Raw genomic sequence first — 20,637 nt, forward strand, 5'->3', positions numbered from 1 at the left:
ATGGCCGATCAGTGGGAGCCCATCAGGATCTACAGCTACCTGGGTGCCACCAAACCCGACATCAGTGTCACCCGGGAGCGCGTGGTCAGCTACCTGAACGGCACCGACCCCGACAGAATCGAGGCCGCCGGTAAGAGCTACGTCGAAGCGGCCAAGCTGATCAAGGGCGAGGGCGGCGTGCAGGGCGCGCTGATGAAGGCGGCCAAGGACCTGTCCGAGGTGTGGCGCGGCCCGAGTGCCCGGCAGGCGATGAAGGCGCTGCGGCTGCTGCACGCCAGCGCGGGCGCGCTCGGCGATGCCATGCAGAAGACCGGCGAGCCGATGAAGAAGTACGCCGAGCGGGTCAGGCACTACCGCTCGACCGTCCCCGCCCCGGCGGTGGCTCCCGGCCTTGTCAACAGGGGCGTGACAGGTGGGCAGTCCGGCGGCGGCATCGGTACGGACGGCACCGCGCCGCCGCTGATCACGGGCAGTGGCCTGAACGGCGGCTCGTACACGCCGCTGGCACCGCTGGCCGACGAGCAGGCCAGGCGGCATCTGGAGAACCTCAACATCGAGATCGTCGACATCAACCTGCAGATCGCCGAGGGACTGGCCTTCCAGCTCCCGGAGATCACGCCGCTGACGGTGGACACCCAGCCGGCCAAGAAACTGCACGTTCCCGGGGTCACCGACACCTCGGGCAGCGGCGGCGACGGCCGGTGGACCGGCGGCTCCGGGTCGGAGGGCTCGTACGGCACCGGCGGCTCCGGCCACACGGGCGGCTCCGGCAACGGCGGCACGGGCTCCGGCGGCACCGGCGACGGCTCGAACGGCACGGGCACCGGCTCTGACGGCAGCGGCGGCACCGGCGACGGCACCACCAAGCCGCAGGACCCGGGTCAGCAGGGCCAGGACGACCCGTCCAACGGCGGCGACCCCACCACCCAGCAGCCGGGCACGGGCGACCAGCAGCAGCAACAGCCCGGCCAGGACCAGCAGCAGCAACCGGGGCAGGAGGAGGCTCCCGCGGTCATCGGCGGCCCCGACAACCAGCGCACGGAGCTGGCGCAGACCCCCACGGCGACCCAGCCGCCGCCCACGACGACCACACCGAACCCGTACACCTCGACGCCGAACCCCTACGTCTCGACGCCGCCCACCATCTTCCCGAACACCCAGCCGCCGGGAAGCACGCCGTACGGCGGCACGGGCGTGGGCCCCTGGTACGGCGGGGGCGGCGCTCCCGCCACCAGCCCGTCGGTGCTGCGCAGCACCCCGGGCAACGGGAACGGTTTCATGGCCTTCCCGCCCGGCGCGATGGGGGCCGGCGGGCAGAACAACAGCGACGAGCACACCAGGGAGTACTACGACTCCGAGGCCGACATCTGGTCGCCCCCGGTGGAGACCAGCCCGGACAAGCTCGGCTGAGCGCTCGGCCGGGCCCTGCGAAGGGCTTGGAGAGCCGGCCCTGCGAAGGGCTTGGAGAGCCGGCCTCGCGAAGGGCTGAAAGCGGACGGCCGGGCCTCGCAAGGGGCCCGGCCGTCCGGCTCGCGTGAGGTCCGGCGTCCGGCTCGCGTGAGGCCCGGCCGCCGCCCGGTCAGCCCTCCATGCGGTTGCGGATGCGGTCGAGCTCGCCCATCGCGTCCTCGAACATGCGGTTGGCGACCGACTCCGCCCGCCGTACGAGCTCCATCTGGCTCTCGGGGTCGGTGGCGAAGCGCATCGGGTTGTTCTCGCCGAACTCCTCCTCCATCACCTCCGACAGCTGCCGCTGCAGGTCGGCGGCGGCCTCCTCGAAGGCCCGCTTGATGCGCTCGGCCAGCTCGCCTGAGGTCAGGCGCATGGCCTTGGGGTGCAGGATCAGATCCTTCAGCCCCGTCTGGCCCATCTCCACGGTCACCAGGCCGTCCTCGTCCTGCGCGCGGCCCACGAGGCCGCCCAGCGTCTCCTGCAGCGCCGCGACGCGGGCCATCCGGGACTCGGAGTCCTTCACCAGCTGGTCGATGTCGATGCCGCCGAAGTCACTCTCGATCATGCGGTCGTTCAACCCTCTCGTATACGGGATCAGCCGGACAGGCCGCGGATCCAGGTGTAGACGTCGAGCACGCCGAGCGCGAGCGGGAACAGCGCGATGAGCAGGATGACGTCCACGATCTCGCCCGCCCGGCCCCAGAACGGCGACAGCCGCCCGGACGGCAGCCACAGCCCGAGCCCGACGACCAGCATCGACAGCCAGAGCAGCGCCATCACCACGGCCGCCGCGCCGACGGTGCCCGCGCCCGCGCTGAGCGCGACCGCCATCGCGCCAAGCCCGGCGAGCCCGGTGCACAGCAGCCAGAGCCGCTGCCCGAGGCCGCCGAACACGCGGGCGCGCAGCAGCAGCACCAGGCAGAGCACGACGGCCATCGAGCCGGACATCCAGCCGGGCTCGGTGACCAGGAAGATCAGCGCGCCGATCGCGGTCATGGCGATGCCGGCCACCATGCCGGTGGCGTACCGGCTGGCCTGGGCGGTGCGGGCCAGGATGCCCTCGCTGTCGATGCGCTGGTTGTCGGAGCGCAGCTCCTCGGCGTTGGTGGGCAGCGGCGGCAGCGGCACCCTGGCGATCTTGAACGACAGGGTCGGGATGAGCGGGCTGAGCGAGATCAGCACGGTCACGGTCATGGCGGCGGTGCCCTCGGCGGGCACGCCGAACACCATCACCATGGCGGCGGCGATCGCTCCCGCCAGGGCGGCGATGGCCGTGCCGAGGAAGCCCGCCACGCCGTCGGCGACGACCGTGCCGCCGATCGTGGCCACCAGCGCCGTACAGGCCATCGCGGCCAGCAGGTGCGGCGCGCCCACCCCGGACAGCGTGGCGCCGCTCATGAGGCCGTACAGGCCCGCCACGAAGGCGTACGGCAGCGCCGCGTACCCGATGAGCGCGCCGGCCGATGAGTCGCCCACGGCCCGCGACAGCGCCGCGCTGACGCCGATCAGCAGCAGCGCGAGCATGCCGGCCACCACGGTCACGCCCAGCGGCTCGCTGGCCGACAGCATCAGCGCGGGCACGCCGAGCACGAGCAGCACGGTCGCGGCCCCGGCGCCCAGCAGCCTGGTGTGGCGGCCCTCCCACTTGCCGGTGCTCTCCGAGACGCCGGTCGCGACCACGTCGGCCACGTCGTCGTAGAGCGCGGGCGGCAGCGCCGCCTCGCGCGGGCGCAGGTAGAGGATCTCGCCGTCCAGCACGCCCAGCGCGCTCAGCGTCTGCCCGAGGTCGAACGGCGCGCCGCCGAGCCGCTGCAGCACCCAGCCCGGTGCGGCGGCCGCTTCGCCGTCCGCCTCGCCGACCGCGCGCAGCAGGCCGGGCAGCACGTGCGGCAGCGGCACGTCGGCGGGCAGCGCCAGGTCCACCCTGCGGCGCGGCGCGACGATCGTGACGTGGCACAGCGGGGCCAGCGGCGCGTGCGGCCGGGGCTGCCCGCCCTGCCCGACCTGCCCGCCCGGTCCTGCCGGTGGCATGGGCGGCATGGGCGGCACAGGTCGCATCGGCTGCATCGGCTGGTGGGCGAGCGAGGTCACGACCACTCCAGAGGCTGGCTGGCTAAATCCGACATGGCGAACATATAGGGACGGCGTCTCTGGTAAGAAAGTGTCTCAGGTGACAGGAGGGTTGTCCCGCCAGTGAGCATCGTTGTCGTACGGCGGCCAGAACGCCGCCCGAGTCCTCAGCCACCGCGCGGAGAGATCCTTCTGGAGTCGCCGCCCGAGATCCCCGAGGTGCAGCCTGCGGCTTCACCGGCGTCCTGATGTACGTGCCCATGCTGGCCGGCGCCGCCGCCATGGGCCTGATGTTCACCGCCGGCGGCAATGCGAACCCCATCATGTACGTGGCCAGCGGCCTGTTCGCCGTCTCCATGGTGGGCATGACGATCGGCCAGCTCGGCCGCAACTCGGGAGAGCGCAAGAACCGGCTCAACGGCCTGCGCCGCGACTACTTCCGCTACCTGTCGCAGATCCGCAAGCGGGTCCGCAAGGCCGCGCTCCAGCAGCGCGAGGCACTGGAGTGGAGCGGCCCGGCACCGGACACGCTGTGGTGGGTGGCCATGGGGCCGCGCCTGTGGGAGCGCAGGCCGCGCGACGACGACTTCGCCACCGTACGCCTGGGCACCGGCGTGCAGAAGCTGGCCGTGCAGCTCGTGCCGCCCGACACCAAGCCGGTCGAAGACCTCGACGCGCTGACCGCGGGCGCGCTGCGCCGCTTCGTCAGGGCGCACTCCACGGTGGCCGGGCTGCCGGTCGCGGTGGCGCTCAACTCGTTCGCCAGGATCCGGATCACCGGCGAGCCGCGGGCGATGCGCGCCCTGGTCAGGGCCATGATCGCGCAGCTCGTCACCTTCCACTCCCCCGACGACATGCGGGTCATGGTGTGCGCGAGCGGCGAGTGGATGCCGCACTGGGACTGGGTGAAGTGGCTGCCGCACGCGCTGCACCCCGACGAGGTGGACGCGGCGGGCAAGGTGCGGCTCATGGCCGAGAACATGAGCCACCTCGACAAGCTCGTGGGCGACGAGCTGAAGGAGCGGCCCAGGTTCCGGCCGAACGTGGGGGCCGACGCGCTGCCGTACCACGTGGTGATCGTGGACGGCGGGCACGTGCCGCACGACTCGCAGCTCGGCACGGACGCCATCCAGGGCGTCACCGTCATCGACCTGTCGGACGCGACGGGACCGGTCGAGGAGGCCGCCACGCTGCGGCTGGACATCCAGCCCGACGGCTTCCACATGGTGAAGATCGACCACACCGGCAAGCGCACCTCGACCCGGCTCGGCGACCCCGACCGCCTCGACTACGCCAGGGCCGAGGGGCTGGCCAGGCAGCTCGCGCCGCTGCGGATCTCGGTCGGCTCCGACGGCGAGACCCAGGACCTGCTGGGCACCAGCATGAACCTCACCGACCTGCTCGGCGTGGGCGACCCGGCGCAGATCCAGCCGGCCGTCACCTGGCAGCCCAGGGCAGGGCGCAACCGGCTGCGGGTGCCGATCGGCATCGGCTCCGACGGCCGCGTGGTCGAGCTGGACATCAAGGAGTCGGCGCAGGGCGGCATGGGCCCGCACGGGCTGGTCATCGGGGCCACCGGTTCAGGAAAGTCGGAGCTGCTGCGCACGCTGGTGCTGGGCCTGGCCATCACGCACTCGTCCGAGATCCTCAACTTCGTCCTCGTCGACTTCAAGGGTGGTGCGACGTTCCTCGGCCTCGAGGGGCTCTCGCACGTCTCGGCGGTCATCACGAACCTTGAGGACGAGCTGCCGCTGGTCGACCGCATGCACGACGCGCTGCACGGCGAGATGGTGCGGCGCCAGGAGCTGCTGCGCGCGGCCGGCAACTTCGCCTCGCTGCGCGACTACGAACGCGCCCGGGAGCAGGGCGCCGACCTGCAGCCGCTGCCGACGCTCTTCATCGTGCTCGACGAGTTCAGCGAGCTGCTCGCGGCCAAGCCCGAGTTCATCGACCTGTTCGTGATGATCGGCCGGCTCGGTCGTTCGCTGGGCGTGCACCTGCTGCTGGCCTCGCAGCGGCTGGAGGAGGGCCGGCTGCGCGGCCTGGACACGCACCTGTCGTACCGGATCGGTCTGCGCACGTTCTCGGCCATGGAGAGCCGGGTCGTGCTGGGCGTGGCCGACGCGTACGAGCTGCCGCCCGCGCCCGGCAACGGCTACCTCAAGTACGACACGACCGGCATGACGCGGTTCAAGGCCGCGTACGTGTCCGGCCCCCACCAGGCCGAGCCCGGCCGGTCCAGCGCATCGGGCGACCAGGCGCCGATCCGCGAGATCGTCGAGTACAGCCCCGCCTACATGCCGCTGCCCGAGGTCCCCGAGCCGGAGGAGCCCGACGACGAGGACGAGACGCCGGAACCGGCCGCCGCGGGCCAGCGCAGCCTGCTCGACGTCGTCGTCTCCCGCCTGACCGGGCACGGGCCGCCCGCGCATCGCATCTGGCTGCCGCCGCTCGCCGAGCCGCCCACCCTGGCGCACCTGCTGCCACCGCTGTCGGTCGCCCCCGAATACGGCCTGACCACGACCGGCTGGCAGGGCCGGGGCAGGCTGCACGCCGTCATCGGCATCATCGACAAGCCGTTCGAGCAGCGGCGCGACCCGTACTGGCTGGACATCTCCGGCGCGGCCGGGCACATCGGCGTGGCCGGCGGCACGCAGAGCGGCAAGAGCACGGTGATCCGCACGCTGATCACCGGCATGGCGCTCATGCACACCCCGCGCGAGGTGCAGTTCTACTGCCTCGACTTCGGCGGCGGCGCGCTCGCGTCGCTGGAGGGCCTGCCGCACGTCGGCAGCGTGGCCAACCGGCTCGACGCCGAGCGGGTCCGCCGTACGGTGGCCGAGATCGCCTCTTTGCTGGAGCGGCGCGAGCGCGAGTTCGGCGAGCAGGGCATCGAGTCGGTGGCCGCCTACCGCCGCATGCGCCAGGAGGGCAAGATCGAGGGCGACGGCTGGGGCGATGTGTTCCTGGTCGTGGACGGCTGGCTGACGCTCAGGCAGGAGTTCGAGTCGCTGGAGCCGACCATCACCGACCTCGCCGCCCGGGGCCTCGGCTACGGCATCCACCTGGTGGCCGCGACGAACAAGTGGTCGGAGTTCCGGCCCAGCATCCGCGACCTGTTCGGCACCAAGATCGAGCTGAAGCTGGGCGACGCGTACGAGTCGGAGGTCAGCAGGAAGCAGGCGATGGCGGTGCCCGAGGGCACGCCGGGCCGCGGCCTGACCAAGGACGGCTTCCACTTCCTGTCGGCGCTGCCCAGGATCGACGGGGTGCAGAACTCCTCCGACCTGGCCGCCGGCGTGCGGGCGCTGGTGCAGGCCGTACGCGAGTCCTGGCAGGGCCCGTCCGCGCCGCCCGTGCGGCTGCTGCCCGCCGTGCTGCCGGTCTCGGCGCTGCCGAACGACCCCGACCGCATCCCCATCGGCATCGACGAGAACTCGCTGTCGCCGGTGCTGCTCGACTTCGACGCCGACCCGCACTTCGTGGTGTTCGGCGAGAACGAGAGCGGCAAGTCCAACCTGCTGCGGCTCATCTCCGAGCAGCTCGTCAGCAGGAAGCAGCCCAGCGAGGCGATGCTGATCGTCATCGACTACCGGCGCTCGCTGCTCGACTCGGCCGCCACGCCCCACCGCATCGGCTACGCCGCCTCGAGCGCCGCCGCCTCCAGCCTGATCAACGACGCCAAGGACGCGCTGCTCAGCCGCCTGCCCCCGGCCGACCTGACGCCCGAGCAGCTGCGCGACCGGAGCTGGTGGCAGGGCTCCGACCTGTACGTCGTCGTGGACGACTACGACCTCGTCGCGACGTCGGCGAACCCGCTGGGACCGCTGGTCGACCTGCTGCCGCAGGCCCGCGACATCGGCCTGCACCTGGTGCTGTCGCGCCAGATGGGCGGCGCGAGCCGGGCCATGTTCGACCCGGTCATCCAGCGGCTGAAGGACATGGCGACGCCCGCGCTGCTCATGTCGGGCAGCAAGGACGAGGGTTACCTGTTCGGCAACGTACGCCCGCAGCCGCTCCCGCCGGGCCGCGGCTTCCTGGTGGACCGCCGCTTCGGCTCGCGTCTGATGCAGACGGCGTTCCTGGACGCAGAAAGGGGGGCCGACCATGGCCGACCTTGAGATCCACTTCTCCGTGCTGGACCGGTGCCGCACCGCCATCAAGAAGGCGGCAGGCCAGTACCAGGACACGCTGGTCGAGCGTAATCCCGGCGAGCTGACGTACGACGCGAAGGGCGAGATCCGCAACAACCGCACGCCCATCAGCGCCGACACCTTCGGGCACCTGCCCAGCTCGGCGGGGCTCGCGTCGTCCGCCAACGCCGTCTGGAGCGCGCTCATCAGCGAGATGGACGAGGCGCGCAAGAAGCTCGCGGCCACCGAGCGAGGCCTGAGCGAGGTGGAGGAGAACATCCGCCGCGCCCACCGGGCCACCTCGTGAGCGGGAACGCCGTGGGTGATTCCGTGAGCGTCGGGCACCTGCCCGGCGGCGCCGCGCTCGACGAGATGCTGCGCAAGGTGACCGGCTCGCCGGGGTCGATCGACACGATCGCCTCGCAGTGGCGGACCTCGTCGGGCGACGTCCAGGAGTTCGGAGGCGCGCTGGCGTCGGCGGTCCAGAACGTGGCGGACGCCTGGAACGGCCGCTCGGCGGAGGCGTTCGACTCGTACATGCGCGAGTACGGCACGGCCGCGGAGAGCCTGAAGTCGGCGCTGAGCGACTGCGCCGCCTCACTCGGCGAGGCCGCCTCCGCGTTGCGCGAGTCGCACACCGAGATCTCCTCCATCTGCCGCGACCTCAACACGAACGCCGCGAATTACCGCACCCGCTACCTGGCCGATCATCCGGACGCGACCGAGGCGGACATGCGCAGCGGGCTGTCGGCGCTGGTCGAGCGGGCCAAGAAGGACGCCAAGCCGTGGGTGGACTCGGCCGAGGCGGCCGTCTCCAAGGCCAAGCAGGACATCGATCGCCACCTGCGCGACCGCAAGCTGACCTTCCGCGCCATCCCCGACGTCACCAAGCAGGAGTTCGTCGCCGAGAAGGGCCCGAACCTCGACTGGGTCGCCGACCCCGACTACCGGCCCGACGGCGGCGTCTCCGTGCAGGGCGGCCGGGGCGCGCCGGTCACCACCGCTGGGCACTCGGGTGGCTTCTCCGGTTACGGGCCCAGCGGCCCGCCACCTCCCGGCGGCGGCGCCGCGCCGCCCGAGCGGGTCAGGGAGTGGATCGAGGAGGCGGTCAGGATCCTCGCCGCCAGGGGCGTGCCGACGTCCAAGATGAACGTCAACGACATCTGGCTGATCATCCAGCACGAGTCCGGCGGGAACCCGCACGCCATCAACAACTGGGACTCCAACGCGGCCAGGGGCACGCCGTCCAAGGGGCTGATGCAGACGATCGACCCGACGTTCAACGCGTACGCGCTGGACGGGCATCGCAACATCTACGACCCGGTGGACAACATCATCGCGGGCGTGCGGTACGCGATCGCCAGGTACGGGTCCGTCTCGAACGTGCCCGGTGTGGTGAACACCAAGAACGGCCTGGGCTACGTGGGCTACTGACCCCTGCGTGTTCCTGGCGACGGGACGCGCCCTGGACACCATGACGCCCCTGGGCCGGTCGCTCACCGGCCCAGGGGGCGTCACCGTCAGGAGTGGCGTCAGTTGCAGTTGGCCCAGTCGCTGCTCGACCTGCCCGAGCCGACGTAACCGGAGATGCGCACGCACTTGCCCTTGGCGCTCACCTTCACCGGCCCCGCGTAGTACTCGAAGTTGCCGTTGTCGGACTGGGTGCCGCCGCCCTGCGCCTCGAGCGTGACGCCGGTCGGGGTGCTCTTGCCGACGTCCGCCGTCTTGATGGTGACCGCGCAGTTCTGGCCGGTGCTGTTGTTCCAGAGCTGGTACGTCACACCGCCGGAGAACGAGATCGACCGCTGCACCGAGAACCCGGAGCCGCACACCTGCGTGGCCGTGTACGGGTTCTTGACCGGCGTGGACGGCTTCGCCGTGGTCTTCGTCGGCGCCGGCTTGGCCGTCGTCCTGGTCGGCTCCGGCTCGGGCTCAGGCTGCCGCGTCGGCTGGACCGGCTTCCTGGTCGGCGTCTTGGTCGGCGTCTTGGTCGGCGTCTGGGTGACGGTCTTGGTCGGCGTCGGCTGCACCGTCTTGGTGACGGTCGCCCGCGGCTTGGCCGTCTGCGTGGCCGTACGCTTCTTCGTCGGCTGTGCCCGCTGCGTCACCGTCACCGGCGGCTGCGTCGGAATCGTGACCGGCTGCGACGGCAGCGGGGCCGGGGTGGTCGGCGCCGAGGTCAGCTCGGGCACGTCAGGCGTGGCCGACGACCACTCGGTGGGCAGCACGAGCGGGCCCACGTCGTTGGGATCGCCGCTGGCCGCCCACGGGACGGTGGCCTCGGCGGTCGCCTGCGGGTTCCCGGGGCCGCCGGTGCTCTGCGGCGCAGGGGGCGTCGTGGTGGCGGTGGGCGTGGGGATGGCGTCGCTGTTCGCCTGCTGCGCCACCAGGGACGGGTCGACCTGCTGGAGGCGTACGTACCGGTTGGCGCCCCACAGGCCCACGGCGGAGACCAGCGCCACCGTGGCGACACCCGCGATCAGCCCCAGCGGCAGCCCCCTGCGCGGAGCGGGCGACGCGGGCTTTTCGATCCTGATCTGGGCGGGCGGCTGCGGCGGGTCGGACTCCGGCGGCCCCCACATGGTGGCCTCGGGCGTGGCGGGATGGCCCTGATGGCCCTGGGCGGGCACGTGCGGCTCCAGCCCGCCTGGGCCGGGCATGCCCGGCCCGGCCTGCGGCGGCACGTTCGGCGGGCCCTGCATGGGCGAGCCGTGCATCGGCGGCATGGGCGGGCCCTGCTGCGCTCCCTGGGGCGGCGGGCCCTGCATCGGCGGCCCCTGAAGGGGACCGGCCTGGGCGGGCACGTGCGGCGGCATCGGCGGACCCTGCGGGTGGCCCTGCGGCGGCACCGGCATCGGGCCGCCCTGACCGTGCGGCGGACCCTGGTACCGGCCCTGCGCAGGCATGCCCTGCATCGGGGGGCGGGCGATCGGCACGCCCTCAAGCGGCGGGCCGTCGGGGCCGGCCGGGGCGCGGGCGGCTGGGGCGCCTCCGCGCCGGGCTTGCCCTTGCCGGCTGCAGGCGGCTGCTGCGGCCCACCCGCCGCAGGCGCCTCCAGCCCACTCGCCGCAGGCGTCCCCGGCTGACCCGCCGAAGGCGACCCCGGCCCGTTCGCCGCAGGCGGCTTCCCGTTCGGTGCGGACTCGGGGGACTTGGCGGTGGCCGCCTTGGTCGCATCCGCGGCGACTCCGGCGGCCGCCGCAGACGCGGACTTGGGCTTGGCGGCCGAGGCCGGCTTCGAGCCGTTCGGGGCGGGGGCGTCGCCGAGTACCTGCATGAGCGCGCTGTACGTGGTCGGCCGGTCCCCGACCTCCTTGGTCAGGGCCGACAGCAGGACCCGGCGCAGCGGCTCGGCCTCGATGGCCACGTCGGGCTCGCCGTTCAGCGTCGCTTCCTCGTCGGCGAACGGCGGGCGCCCGGTGCCGGCGTACACGATGGTGGCGGCCCAGGCGAAGACGTCGGCGTAGGGGCCGTACTCGAGGCCCTTGAGCTGCTCGGGAGCCTGGTAGGCGGGGTCGCCGGCGGGGTCGCCGATGGCGGCGTCGGTGACGCGCGGCCCGTCGGGGCTGAGGATCACGTTGTGCGGGGTGAGGGCGCGGTGCGCCAGGCCGGCGAGGTGCACGGCGGACAGCGCAGTCAGTACGCCGACGGCCACGCGTTCGAGCGCGTCGCCCTTCAGCGGCTCGCCGCCGGCGACGGTCTCGGCCAGGCTCTTGCCTTCGACGTACTCGCGCACGATGTACGGCCGGTCGCCGAGGTAACCGGCGTCGAGCACTCTCGCCACGTACGAGCTGGAGACCCGCTTGACCCCGAGGTACCGGTCGAGCTCGCGCTCGGAGTCAGGCTCGGCGGGGAGCAGCTTGATGGCGACCTTGGGCGCGTCCTCGGACTCATGCCCGAGGAAGACCTCCCCTCTCGGCCCCTCTCCCAGCAGCCCGACAATGCTGAAAGCGCCGATCCGCTCTGGATCCCCAGGGCGCAAAGGGTGCATGCCCGAACCTTTCACCAGCAAAGCATGATTGATCACATTGAACCAGATCCGTCACATCAGCATCAGGCGTTTCGGACGCTGGTCAACAAAACGCAGTGCCGTTTTCTTGCAATCGCAGTCATCAGGCCGACAACTTCAGCGCGGTAATGCGGAGGATCGCGGCCGCAACAGCGCCCTGACGGCACCTCGCCCAGCGCGCCGATCGCGCCTCAGCCGTACGCCCCACTCGCGATCACGTCGAACGTCCGGGACGCCATCCCCTCCTGCGCCCCATCGGAACCACCACCCGCAACGCCAGCACCAGCAGCGCCAGCCCCACCGCGCAGACCGCGATGACCACGGCCAGCTCGATCGCCTTGTGGTCGACGGGCGCGGCCTTGGTGACGGCGCTGCTCGGGAGCGGGCTCGGCGGTGGCGGCGCGACGACGGGCGCGTTCTCTGGCTCGAACGGCAGGACCGCGCTCACCGCCTGCATCGGGTTGACCATGCCGGCCCCTTGCCCGCGCCGGTGGCGCCGTCGGCGGTGGCGATGATGCGCCGGCGTACCTGCGCCTGGTCGAGCGTGGGATAGCGGGCCCTGACGAGCGCGACGACGCCCGCCACGTACGGCGCCGCGTAGCTCGTACCGTCGAGCCCCTTGAAGTAGGAACGGCCGGGCCAGGTCGAGACGAGGTTCTGGCCCGGCCCGAGCACCGACACGGGCGTCTCTTTGTTGGAGAACTCGCTCAGGGCGCCGTCCGGCCCCGCCGCGCCCACCGCGAGCACGCCGTCGTAGCTGGCCGGATAGGCGGGCGAGGGCGTGCCGTCCCTGCGGGATACGTTGCCGGCCGCGGCGACGATGACCGCGTCCTTGGCGAGCGCGTACCGTACGGCCGCTTCGAGCGCGGGGTGGTCGAGGGTCTTGCTCGACACGTTGATGACCTTGGCGCCCTGGTCGGCGGCGGCCTTGATGCCCTTGATCAGGAGCTCGGTCTTGCCGTCGGTCTCGGAGTCGGTGAACTTGTACGACAGCAGCCGCACTCCGGGGGCCATGCCGTGGAACAGCACGCCCCTGATGTACTGGGCGCCGATGATGCCCGCGACGGCGGTGCCGTGGCCGACGCAGTCGTTGTAGCCGGAGCCGACGAGGTCGGCCTTGCCGGCCAGGCGGAGCTGCGGATGGGTGAGATCGACGCCGGTGTCGATGACCGCGACGGTGACGTTCGCACCGGTGGACAGCGACCAGACGCGTTTGGGGTCGAGCCGCTTCTGTGCCCAGGACTCGCCGACCTCGACCGTGCCCCTGGGCGGGTTGCACCGGTCGGGGGCCGCGACGGCGGGAACGAGCGGAGCCTGCAGGGCGAGCATGCTGGCCAGGAGGGCGCGACCAATCATGGAGAAAAAGGGTAGCCCGCCCGATTCGCCGCAAAGCTACGTTCAGCCGGTATCCGATCGGCACAAAACGATCAAGCCGAATTCAGATCCGGTTCCGCGAACGGCAAGAAGCCCCGGCCACTTCGCCAGGGCCTCTTGCGTTGATCATTTCGTGGCGGACTCGATGTTCTGCCGGTAGGTCCCGATGACCCGAGCCGCCTCCTGCAGCTCCTCCGTCATCCGCTGGAATGCCGTGCGGTAGTTCTGCCATGCCTGCTGGAAGCGCTGCGCCCCGGGGCCCGTCCACGCGGTGCCGACCTTCGCGGCCTCACGGTCGAGCGCGGTCATGGTGGTGCGGACCGCCTCCGACTGCTGCGTGAACTGGCTGGACATCTGCTGCATTTCCGCGAGGTCGCCGCCGAACATGCTCTGGCTCATGCATACCCTCCTGGGGAACCTGTGAAAGCGCCCTCACCCTAAGGAAAGGCCACCGCCCGTCGCCGGAGATATGCCAAGCGGCTATGGTCTACCCGAGGAATGCTCGGATCTCATGGGATACCGCCCGCACCTTCAGGAAGCCGGGATGACCAGCGGCGACAGGGTCTGCTCCCGGACGCCTGAGCCGGGCGCGTCCCGGGGCAGGATGCTCGACGCGAACGACGGCGCGCACGCAGGGGCCGCCGAACCTAGCAGGAAGGACGAGAGCCGGTGCGGAAGGTTCTGATCGCCAATCGCGGCGAGATCGCCGTGCGGGTGGCACGCGCGTGCAAGGACGCAGGCATCACCAGCGTGGCCGTCTACGCCGACCAGGACCTCGACGCCCTGCACGCCAAAGTCGCCGACGAGGCGTACGCCCTCGGCGGGCGCACCCCTGCCGAGACCTACCTCGACGCGGGCAAGCTCCTCGACATCGCACGCCGCAGCGGTGCCGACGCCGTCCACCCCGGCTACGGATTCCTCGCCGAGAACGCCGGCTTCGCCCAGGCCGTCATCGACGCCGGTCTCATCTGGATCGGCCCGCCGCCCGCCGCGATCGCCGCGCTCGGCGACAAGGTGCAGGCCAGGCACATCGCGCAGAAGGTCGGCGCGCCGCTGGTCGCGGGCACCAAGGACCCGGTGAGCGGGGTCGCCGAGGTGCTGGCGTTCGCCGAGGAGCACGGCCTGCCGATCGCCATCAAGGCCGCGTACGGCGGCGGCGGGCGCGGCATCAAGGTCGCCCGCAGGATGGAGGAGGTCGCCGAGCTGTACGAGTCGGCCGTCCGCGAGGCGGTGGCCGCGTTCGGGCGCGGCGAGTGCTTCGTCGAGCGCTACCTCGACCGGCCCCGCCACGTCGAGACCCAGTGCCTGGCCGACGCCCACGGCAACGTCGTCGTGGTGAGCACCCGCGACTGCTCGCTGCAGCGCCGCCACCAGAAGCTGGTGGAGGAGGCGCCCGCGCCGTTCCTCACCGACGCCCAGCTCGACGTCCTCTACTCCAGCTCCAAGGCCATCCTGAAGGAGGCGGGCTACGTCGGGGCCGGCACCTGCGAGTTCCTCGTCGGCCAGGACGGCACCATCTCCTTCCTGGAGGTCAACACCCGGCTCCAGGTCGAGCACCCCGTCACCGAGGAGGTCGCGGGCATCGACCTCGTACGCGAGATGTTCCGCATCGCCGACGGCGAGCCGCTCGGCTACGACGACCCGGCGCTGCGCGGCCACTCCATCGAGTTCCGCATCAACGCCGAGGACGCCGGCCGCGGCTTCCTGCCCTCCCCCGGCACGCTGACCACGCTGCGCGCGCCGTCCGGGCCCGGGGTGCGGCTCGACTCCGGTTACGAGGCGGGCATGACGGTGCCGGGGACGTTCGACTCGCTGGTGGCCAAGCTGATCGTCACCGGCCGTACGCGGCAGGAGGCGCTCGAACGCGCCCGCAGGGCCCTCGCCGAGTTCGAGATCACCGGCATGCCGACCGTGCTGCCGTTCCACCGGGCCGTGGTCACCGACCCGGCGTTCACCTCCGAGCCGTTCTCGGTGCACACGCGGTGGATCGAGACGGAGTGGGAGAACACGGTGGCCCCGTACGAAGGGGACGTCGCGACCGCCGAGGAGACCCCCAAGGAGACCGTGACGGTCGAGGTGGGCGGCAAGCGGCTGGAGGTCGTGCTGCCCGCCGGGCTCGGCGCGTCCGCACCCGCGCCGGCCGCCCGCGCCAAGGCGCCGAGGCGCGCCGGCGGAGGCGCGAAGAAGCCCGCGGCCGGCGGCGACGCGCTGGTCAGCCCCATGCAGGGCACGATCGTCAAGGTCGTGGCGAACGACGGTGACACGGTGAACGAGGGCGACACCGTCGTGGTCCTGGAGGCCATGAAGATGGAGCAGCCGCTGGCCGCCCACAAGTCCGGCATGGTCACCGGGCTGACGGCGGCGGTCGGGCAGACGGTCAGCTCGGGCGAGACGATCTGCGAGATCAAGGACTCCTGACCGTACGTACGGGACTCCACGGCTTCCACGGAGAGCGTCCCCCGGCGGAGGGTTTGGCCGGGGATCGACCCTGCCCGGACCCAACCGGTGCCAGGCTGTTGCGCCACGGAGCGCTCCTGCGCGGCTCCGGACGGGTAGCGTGCCTCTTGAGGAACTTTGCCGACCGCCCATTCGTCCTCAAGGGCGAAGGAGGCTTGCTGCCCATGACCCATTCGCTGCGCCGAGCAGGGGCCGCGTTCGCGGCTCTGATCGCCGGTCTTATCGTCGTTCTTGCGCTTTCCTCTGCCGCCAACGCGGCGGCTCCCCCGGATGCCGACACCGTCGTGTCCAACTGGAAGAAGGCGCCGCTTTATGTGGTGGCCGGCTCATCCTTGTCGTCCGGCCAGGAGAGTGAGATCAACGACGCGCTCAAGGACGCTGACACCAAGATCTACGCTGTGGCGCTGCCCGATGGCACGATTGACCAGTCCAATGTCAGGACTTACATGAGCCAGCTCAGCTCCGCGTTGAGCAAGGCGGGACGTCCTCGTGCGACCATCGCCGTCCTCGACGGCACGACCCTTTTCGCCGGTTCGAGCGCCCTGCGCACCGGTGTCGCCGGTGAGCTGGCCAACCTCGCCGTCAACGCCAACTCGGGCGACGTCGTGGCCGGCATGAAGGACTTCGCCAACCGCGTCGACATGGCCGCCAAGGGCGACCGTTCGGCGCTCGACAGCGGCAGCCAGGCCGACCCCGGCTCCGGCGGCACCGGAGCGCTGATCGCACTCGGCGCGCTGGTCCTCGTCGGCGGTGGCGGCTACTTCCTCTACTCCAGCAAGCAGAAGAAGAAGCGGGCCATCCAGGAGGCCAAGGAGCTGGAGGCGGTCAAGCAGACCGTCGAGGAGGACGTCACCAAGCTCGGCGAGGAGATCACCGCCCTCGACACCGACGTCAAGCTGGCCGGTGAGGGCGGCAAGCACATCGACGAGTGGCAGACGGCGCTCGACGCGTACGAGAAGTCGAAGACCCAGCTCGCCGGCGTGCAGCGGGCCGAGCAGATCCGTGAGGTCACCCAGACGCTCGAAGACGGCCGTTACGCGCTCGCGGTGGTCAAGGCCAAGGTCAACAACGAGCCGGTGCCCGAGCGCCGGGCGCCCTGCTTCTTCAACCCGCAGCACGGCCCGTCCGTCCGCGACGTCCGCTGGGCTCCGCCCGGTGGCACCGTCCGCGACGTGCCCGCCTGCAAGATGGACGCCGAGGCGGTCGAGCGCGGCTTCGACCCGCAGATGCGCGAGGTCATGGTCGACGGCCAGCGCCGGCCCTACTACGACGCGGGCCCGGCCTACCAGCCCTACGCCTACGGCTACTACGGCGGCTTCGGCGACATCATGACCGGCATGTTCATCGGCACCATGATGGGCAGCATGCTGAGCGGCGGCTGGGGCATGGGCGGCTACGGCGCCGGTTACGCCGAGGGTTACGCCGACGCCGGCGGTGACTTCGGCGGTGGCGGCGACTTCGGTGGCGGCGGCTGGGGTGACTTCGGCGGCGGAGGCGACTTCGGCGGCGGAGACTTCGGCGGCGGAGACTGGTAACCCGCCCGGGTCCTAGAGCACGACAGAGAAGCCCCGGTTCAGGTTCGCCTGAGCCGGGGCTTCCCCGTGCCGGCACACTTCGGGCTGCGGCGGACCGACGCTCCAGGCGGCGAGCCGACACTTCGGGCGGCGGGTCGAACCGTAGACGCCGCACGAATCGCCGGTGGAGCACACCGTCTTGCCGGCAGCGTTGCGGAAGGCCGGGAGGTCGTGCGTGACGGGTCGGCCGGCGGATCGCACTCAGACGTCCTCGGCCTGGCCCCGGCCTCAGTTACCGCTTGAGTGGCTGGTGGAAGCGGACCGTGTTGCCGGCGGGGTCGCGGAAGGCGGCGTCGCGGACGCCGTAGGGGCGGTCGATGGGCTCCTGGAGGACTTCGGCGCCGGTGGCGCGGACGCGCTCGAAGTCGGCGTCGAGGTCGTCACTACTGAAGACGATCATCGGCAGGACGCCCTTGACGAGCAGTTCGCGCAGCGCGTCGCCGTCCTCCTGGGAGCGGCCCGCGTACGGGCTGGAGAGCACCAGCTCGGGCCCGCCGTGCACCGGGTCGGACAGGCTCACCCAGCGCTGCTGCCCGGGCCCGTTGTCGCCGGTGACCTTGAAGCCGAGCGCGTCGCGGTAGAAGGCGATCGCCTCGTCCATGTCGTCCACGGTGATGTGACAGTACTGAAGTGCGAGAGTCATGCCGCCACGCTAGGAGGCGCCGCCCCGGGAGGCTTCTTCAAAGCTGACCGCTTCACGATCACCGTGCCGGCGCGCCGCTGCCGTTCGCGGCGCCGTTTCCGGTCGTACGGGACGAAACGGCCTGGCGCTGTCGGGGGTGGCCTGCAGAATGGCGGATGTGATCTATCTTGCCGAGGGTGAGCGGGTGGCGCTGCGCTACCTGTGCCTGCAGGACTACGAGGAGCTGACGGCCCTGCACAGGGAGAGCGCCGAGATGCTCGCCCGCTGGATGCCGGGCCCGCCCATCGTCACGTACGAGGCTTTCGTGAGCTACCTGTCCAGGTTCGACGGGCCGGCGAACGAGGGTTTCCTGATCTGCCGGCGCGACACGGGCGCGATCGTCGGCCGGGTCAACGTCAACGACATCATCAGGGGCACGCACCAGAGCGGCACCATCGGCTACTGCGCGTTCGCCTCGACGACCGGCCGCGGCTACATGACGGAGGGCCTGCGGCTGCTGGTGAGGCACGCGTTCGGCGAGATGGAGCTGCACCGGCTGGAGGCGAACATCCAGCCGCGCAACACCGCCTCGATCAACCTGATCAAGCGGGTCGGGTTCCAGCGGGAGGGCTTCTCGCCGAGATTCCAGTTCATCGACGGCGCCTGGCGCGACCATGAGCGCTGGGCCCTCACGGTGGAGATGACATGAGAGAGCCTGCCCGGGTGCTGCTGCTCGACCACGGGTGGCGGTGAGCGAGCGCGGCTGGACGCGCGAAGGGCGCCACCCGGGCTCGCCTCGCTGCTGGGACGCCGCATCGCCCGCCTGCGGATCGTCAGGTCGTGGGAAGGAGGGTGCCCAGGGGGCCGAGGTCGAGGTTGAGGTCCTCGGGCGTGAGGTCGAAGCGCTCGCACAGGTCGGCCATGGCCTCCTCCAAGCGCATCAGCGTGACGCCGAGCGTCTCGATCTGCTCGTCCGTCAGGCTGCCCTCCTCCATGCGGCGTACGCACTGGCGCTCCACGAGCTGGCGGACCAGCTCGATGATGGTGAGGACGAGGCGGGACAGGTCGCGCTCGACCGTCTCAGGGTCGGCGGTGATGCGCCGGCATGGTGCCTCCATGGTGACCGTCACAGGCTCCCTTCCAGCTCGTCGACCGAGGCGATGACGGCGTTCAGCGAGATGCGGACGAGGTCGATGTCGGCGATGGACAGCACGAGGTCGCCGGTCAGCACCACGCCGCCGGCGAGCAGCCGGTCCAGCAGGTCCACCAGCGCGATCCGCTCAGGGGGAGCTGCTCCAGCGCCACCACGTCCCGCATCACGCCTCCCCAGCCGCGCTGTCGCGGATCACGCCGTCTCCATGACCGTGAACGAGTACGGCGCCCACGGGCCGGTCAGCCTGACCTCGACGCCGTCGCCGCCCAGCGTGCCCGCCAGCTCGGTGAACTCCGCGGCGCGCGCCTCGTCCACCAGGTACGCGCCGTTCAGCAGCATCCAGTCGTTACGGCCGGACAGGCGCGGGTCCTGGGGGCGGTGGCGGCAGCCGTCGGCGGCCAGGGCCGACAGCGTGCGGTGGATGTGGTCGGCGCGGCGCAGCGCCTGCGCACGGAGCTGCTCACGACCGCGCAGGCTCGCCCGCCGCCGCTCCAGGTACGCCCGCCCCGGCCGCGATTCCCGTTCATCGCCGTTCCGGCACCGCGCCGCACGCGCCTCACCGTCCCGGTCGCGCCGGTCCTCCTCCACGGCCGCCCCGCCGGACGACACGGCGGCGCCGGAGCCTGCCCGTTCGGAGGCGTCCGTCGCGGCGGCGGCGCGCGCAGTCGGGCCCGTCGCCGGGCGGCCGACCGCGGTGAGCTCGGCCGCGGCGGGTTCGGGCGCGGCAGTGTAGACCTTGACGCCCCATTCCTGGCGGCCCGTCACGTGGGACAGCACCCGCTGGAACGCATCCCCGCGCCGTTCCAGCAGGTCCACCACCTGGTCGTCGCCCGCGTAGACGGTGACGAGCCGGACCGGCGCGGTGGTGGTGACGGCGGCGACCGCGTCGACCACGCGGTGGTGGGCGCGGGCGGTCTCGGCCAGCCAGTCCAGATCCTCCAGGGAGCGCCGCAGCGGCTCCTCGCCGAAGCTGTCGAGCGGCACCGTGCTCACGTACGCCACGAGCCCGTCGTGGACGATGGTCCGCACCGGCGCCCCCGACACGCCGGAAAGGATCTCGCCGACCGGCAGCGGCTCGCGGGCCACCGCGTACAGGTACGTGCCGTCAGCCATGGTCCGCCTCCCGTCCCTCGGCGATGGCCAGGCGGCGGCGCAGCCTGCGGTTCTCCTCGACCAGCTCGCGGTCCCGGCCGGAGAGCCAGGGGTCGTGCGCCCACCAGTCGATGCCCAGCTCCCTGGCGGTGTCCACGGACGCGATCAGCAGCCGCAGCTTGATCGTGAGCAGCTCGATGTCCAGCAGGTTGACCCGGATGTCCCCGGCGATGACGATGCCCCGGTCGAGCACGCGCTCCAGGATGTCGCCGAGGTTGGCGGGCTCGCGGTTGCTGGGTCCAGCACCGTACGAGGGGCGGACGACCGGACCGGATGAGGCCACCATGTCACGCCTCCCCGAAGTCGGCGTTCGACCGCCGGTAGCGGCGGATTCTCCGATATGACAGCAAGTTGCCCCCCTTATCCATCTCCACCCGGTAGACGGCGAGCATGTCGCCCGACGACGGGATGCGGCGGTCCTCGACGATCTCGACCTCGACCAGCCAGCCGTCGTCGGCGGGCATGACCGAGGTGATGCCCTCGGGCTCTTTCCTGGTCAGCTCGGAGATGAGGCGCAGGCCCGCGCCGCCCGCCGCGGCGGCGTCCAGCTCCCCCACCTCGGGCTCCTCCGATTCGAAGTCCTGCTCCTCGGTCTCCACTACGTACCTGCCTGAGGCGGGCCGCTTGGCGCTCACCCCGGC

General features: G+C 71.7%; 20 protein-coding genes. 7 read left to right on the top strand and 13 right to left on the bottom strand.

Annotation, left to right across the window (positions count from 1 at the left end; all coding sequences use genetic code 11):
• Positions 1-1,410 carry a hypothetical protein gene (locus tag WBK31_RS30480; RefSeq protein ID WP_406673539.1) on the top strand — a complete coding sequence of 470 codons (1,410 nt, stop codon included), beginning with the start codon at positions 1-3 and terminating at the stop codon, positions 1,408-1,410.
• 169 nt (positions 1,411-1,579) lie between these two features.
• On the opposite strand, the gene WBK31_RS30485 is transcribed toward WBK31_RS30480, so the two are convergent.
• Together WBK31_RS30485 and eccD are read right to left on the bottom strand one after the other, a co-directional pair.
• Entirely contained in the window at positions 1,580-2,017 is a 438-nt protein-coding gene (locus WBK31_RS30485) for a YbaB/EbfC family nucleoid-associated protein (RefSeq protein ID WP_364059887.1), read from the bottom strand.
• A gap of 29 nt (positions 2,018-2,046) precedes the next feature.
• Positions 2,047-3,543 (bottom strand): type VII secretion integral membrane protein EccD, encoded by a 1,497-nt coding sequence (gene eccD, locus WBK31_RS30490; protein WP_364059884.1) that lies wholly within the window; start codon positions 3,541-3,543, stop codon positions 2,047-2,049.
• A gap of 227 nt (positions 3,544-3,770) precedes the next feature.
• On the opposite strand from eccD, the gene eccCa reads away from it, so the two are divergent.
• From eccCa to WBK31_RS30505, 3 genes are read left to right on the top strand one after another with little or no spacing between them, the layout of a single operon-like run.
• On the top strand, positions 3,771-7,643 hold the full coding sequence (gene eccCa, locus WBK31_RS30495) for a type VII secretion protein EccCa (protein WP_406673540.1): 3,873 nt from the start codon (positions 3,771-3,773) through the stop codon (positions 7,641-7,643).
• A complete protein-coding gene (locus tag WBK31_RS30500; RefSeq protein ID WP_364059878.1) occupies positions 7,630-7,962 on the top strand; it encodes a hypothetical protein in 333 nt (110 codons plus the stop codon). Before eccCa ends, WBK31_RS30500 begins: the two co-directional genes overlap by 14 nt.
• Before the next feature lie 23 nt (positions 7,963-7,985).
• The gene (locus WBK31_RS30505; RefSeq protein ID WP_364059875.1) at positions 7,986-9,089 is read left to right on the top strand and encodes a WXG100 family type VII secretion target; all 1,104 of its coding nucleotides are present in this window, start codon (positions 7,986-7,988) and stop codon (positions 9,087-9,089) included.
• A 98-nt stretch (positions 9,090-9,187) separates the two neighbouring features.
• Here the strand turns inward: WBK31_RS30505 and WBK31_RS30510 are convergent, their stop codons facing one another.
• The 5 genes from WBK31_RS30510 to WBK31_RS30530 all read right to left on the bottom strand — a co-directional run bounded on the left by WBK31_RS30510 (position 9,188) and on the right by WBK31_RS30530 (position 13,437).
• Positions 9,188-10,237 carry a hypothetical protein gene (locus WBK31_RS30510; protein WP_406673541.1) on the bottom strand — a complete coding sequence of 350 codons (1,050 nt, stop codon included), beginning with the start codon at positions 10,235-10,237 and terminating at the stop codon, positions 9,188-9,190.
• Positions 10,135-11,646, bottom strand: coding sequence for a serine/threonine-protein kinase (locus WBK31_RS30515; protein ID WP_406673542.1), 1,512 nt, complete (start codon positions 11,644-11,646; stop codon positions 10,135-10,137). Before WBK31_RS30515 ends, WBK31_RS30510 begins: the two co-directional genes overlap by 103 nt.
• Positions 11,647-11,878: 232 nt before the next feature.
• Positions 11,879-12,133 carry a hypothetical protein gene (locus WBK31_RS30520; RefSeq protein WP_406673543.1) on the bottom strand — a complete coding sequence of 85 codons (255 nt, stop codon included), beginning with the start codon at positions 12,131-12,133 and terminating at the stop codon, positions 11,879-11,881.
• Entirely contained in the window at positions 12,109-13,020 is a 912-nt protein-coding gene (locus WBK31_RS30525; RefSeq protein ID WP_406673544.1) for a S8 family serine peptidase, read from the bottom strand. The genes WBK31_RS30520 and WBK31_RS30525 overlap by 25 nt, the downstream gene beginning before the upstream one ends.
• A gap of 144 nt (positions 13,021-13,164) precedes the next feature.
• Complete coding sequence (locus WBK31_RS30530; protein WP_364059866.1) at positions 13,165-13,437, bottom strand: WXG100 family type VII secretion target; 273 nt, start codon at positions 13,435-13,437, stop codon at positions 13,165-13,167.
• Between the two features lie 270 nt (positions 13,438-13,707).
• Here WBK31_RS30530 and WBK31_RS30535 point away from each other — a divergent pair, with 270 nt between their 5' ends.
• Both WBK31_RS30535 and WBK31_RS30540 read left to right on the top strand, forming a co-directional pair.
• The gene (locus WBK31_RS30535; protein ID WP_406673545.1) at positions 13,708-15,456 is read left to right on the top strand and encodes a biotin carboxylase N-terminal domain-containing protein; all 1,749 of its coding nucleotides are present in this window, start codon (positions 13,708-13,710) and stop codon (positions 15,454-15,456) included.
• 203 nt (positions 15,457-15,659) lie between these two features.
• Positions 15,660-17,030, top strand: a complete 1,371-nt coding sequence (locus WBK31_RS30540) for a hypothetical protein (protein ID WP_406673546.1) — start codon at positions 15,660-15,662, stop codon at positions 17,028-17,030.
• Between the two features lie 271 nt (positions 17,031-17,301).
• Here WBK31_RS30540 and WBK31_RS30545 read toward each other — a convergent pair whose 3' ends face one another.
• Positions 17,302-17,712 (bottom strand): VOC family protein, encoded by a 411-nt coding sequence (locus WBK31_RS30545; protein ID WP_364059857.1) that lies wholly within the window; start codon positions 17,710-17,712, stop codon positions 17,302-17,304.
• A gap of 148 nt (positions 17,713-17,860) precedes the next feature.
• On the opposite strand from WBK31_RS30545, the gene WBK31_RS30550 reads away from it, so the two are divergent.
• Positions 17,861-18,400, top strand: a complete 540-nt coding sequence (locus WBK31_RS30550) for a GNAT family N-acetyltransferase (RefSeq protein WP_406673547.1) — start codon at positions 17,861-17,863, stop codon at positions 18,398-18,400.
• A 124-nt stretch (positions 18,401-18,524) separates the two neighbouring features.
• Here WBK31_RS30550 and WBK31_RS30555 read toward each other — a convergent pair whose 3' ends face one another.
• The 5 genes from WBK31_RS30555 to gvpO all read right to left on the bottom strand — a co-directional run bounded on the left by WBK31_RS30555 (position 18,525) and on the right by gvpO (position 20,631).
• The gene (locus WBK31_RS30555) at positions 18,525-18,821 is read right to left on the bottom strand and encodes a gas vesicle protein K (RefSeq protein ID WP_378786263.1); all 297 of its coding nucleotides are present in this window, start codon (positions 18,819-18,821) and stop codon (positions 18,525-18,527) included.
• Positions 18,818-18,958 carry a gas vesicle protein GvpJ gene (gvpJ, locus tag WBK31_RS30560; protein WP_406673548.1) on the bottom strand — a complete coding sequence of 47 codons (141 nt, stop codon included), beginning with the start codon at positions 18,956-18,958 and terminating at the stop codon, positions 18,818-18,820. Before gvpJ (WBK31_RS30560) ends, WBK31_RS30555 begins: the two co-directional genes overlap by 4 nt.
• A gap of 78 nt (positions 18,959-19,036) precedes the next feature.
• On the bottom strand, positions 19,037-19,957 hold the full coding sequence (locus WBK31_RS30565) for a GvpL/GvpF family gas vesicle protein (protein WP_406673549.1): 921 nt from the start codon (positions 19,955-19,957) through the stop codon (positions 19,037-19,039).
• Complete coding sequence (gene gvpJ, locus WBK31_RS30570) at positions 19,950-20,282, bottom strand: gas vesicle protein GvpJ (protein WP_364059842.1); 333 nt, start codon at positions 20,280-20,282, stop codon at positions 19,950-19,952. Before gvpJ (WBK31_RS30570) ends, WBK31_RS30565 begins: the two co-directional genes overlap by 8 nt.
• Position 20,283: 1 nt before the next feature.
• Positions 20,284-20,631, bottom strand: a complete 348-nt coding sequence (gene gvpO / locus WBK31_RS30575; protein WP_406673550.1) for a gas vesicle protein GvpO — start codon at positions 20,629-20,631, stop codon at positions 20,284-20,286.
• Between the last annotated feature and the right edge of the window lie 6 nt (positions 20,632-20,637).

The organism is Nonomuraea sp. N2-4H (assembly GCF_045291505.1).
GTDB lineage: Bacteria > Actinomycetota > Actinomycetes > Streptosporangiales > Streptosporangiaceae > Nonomuraea > Nonomuraea fastidiosa.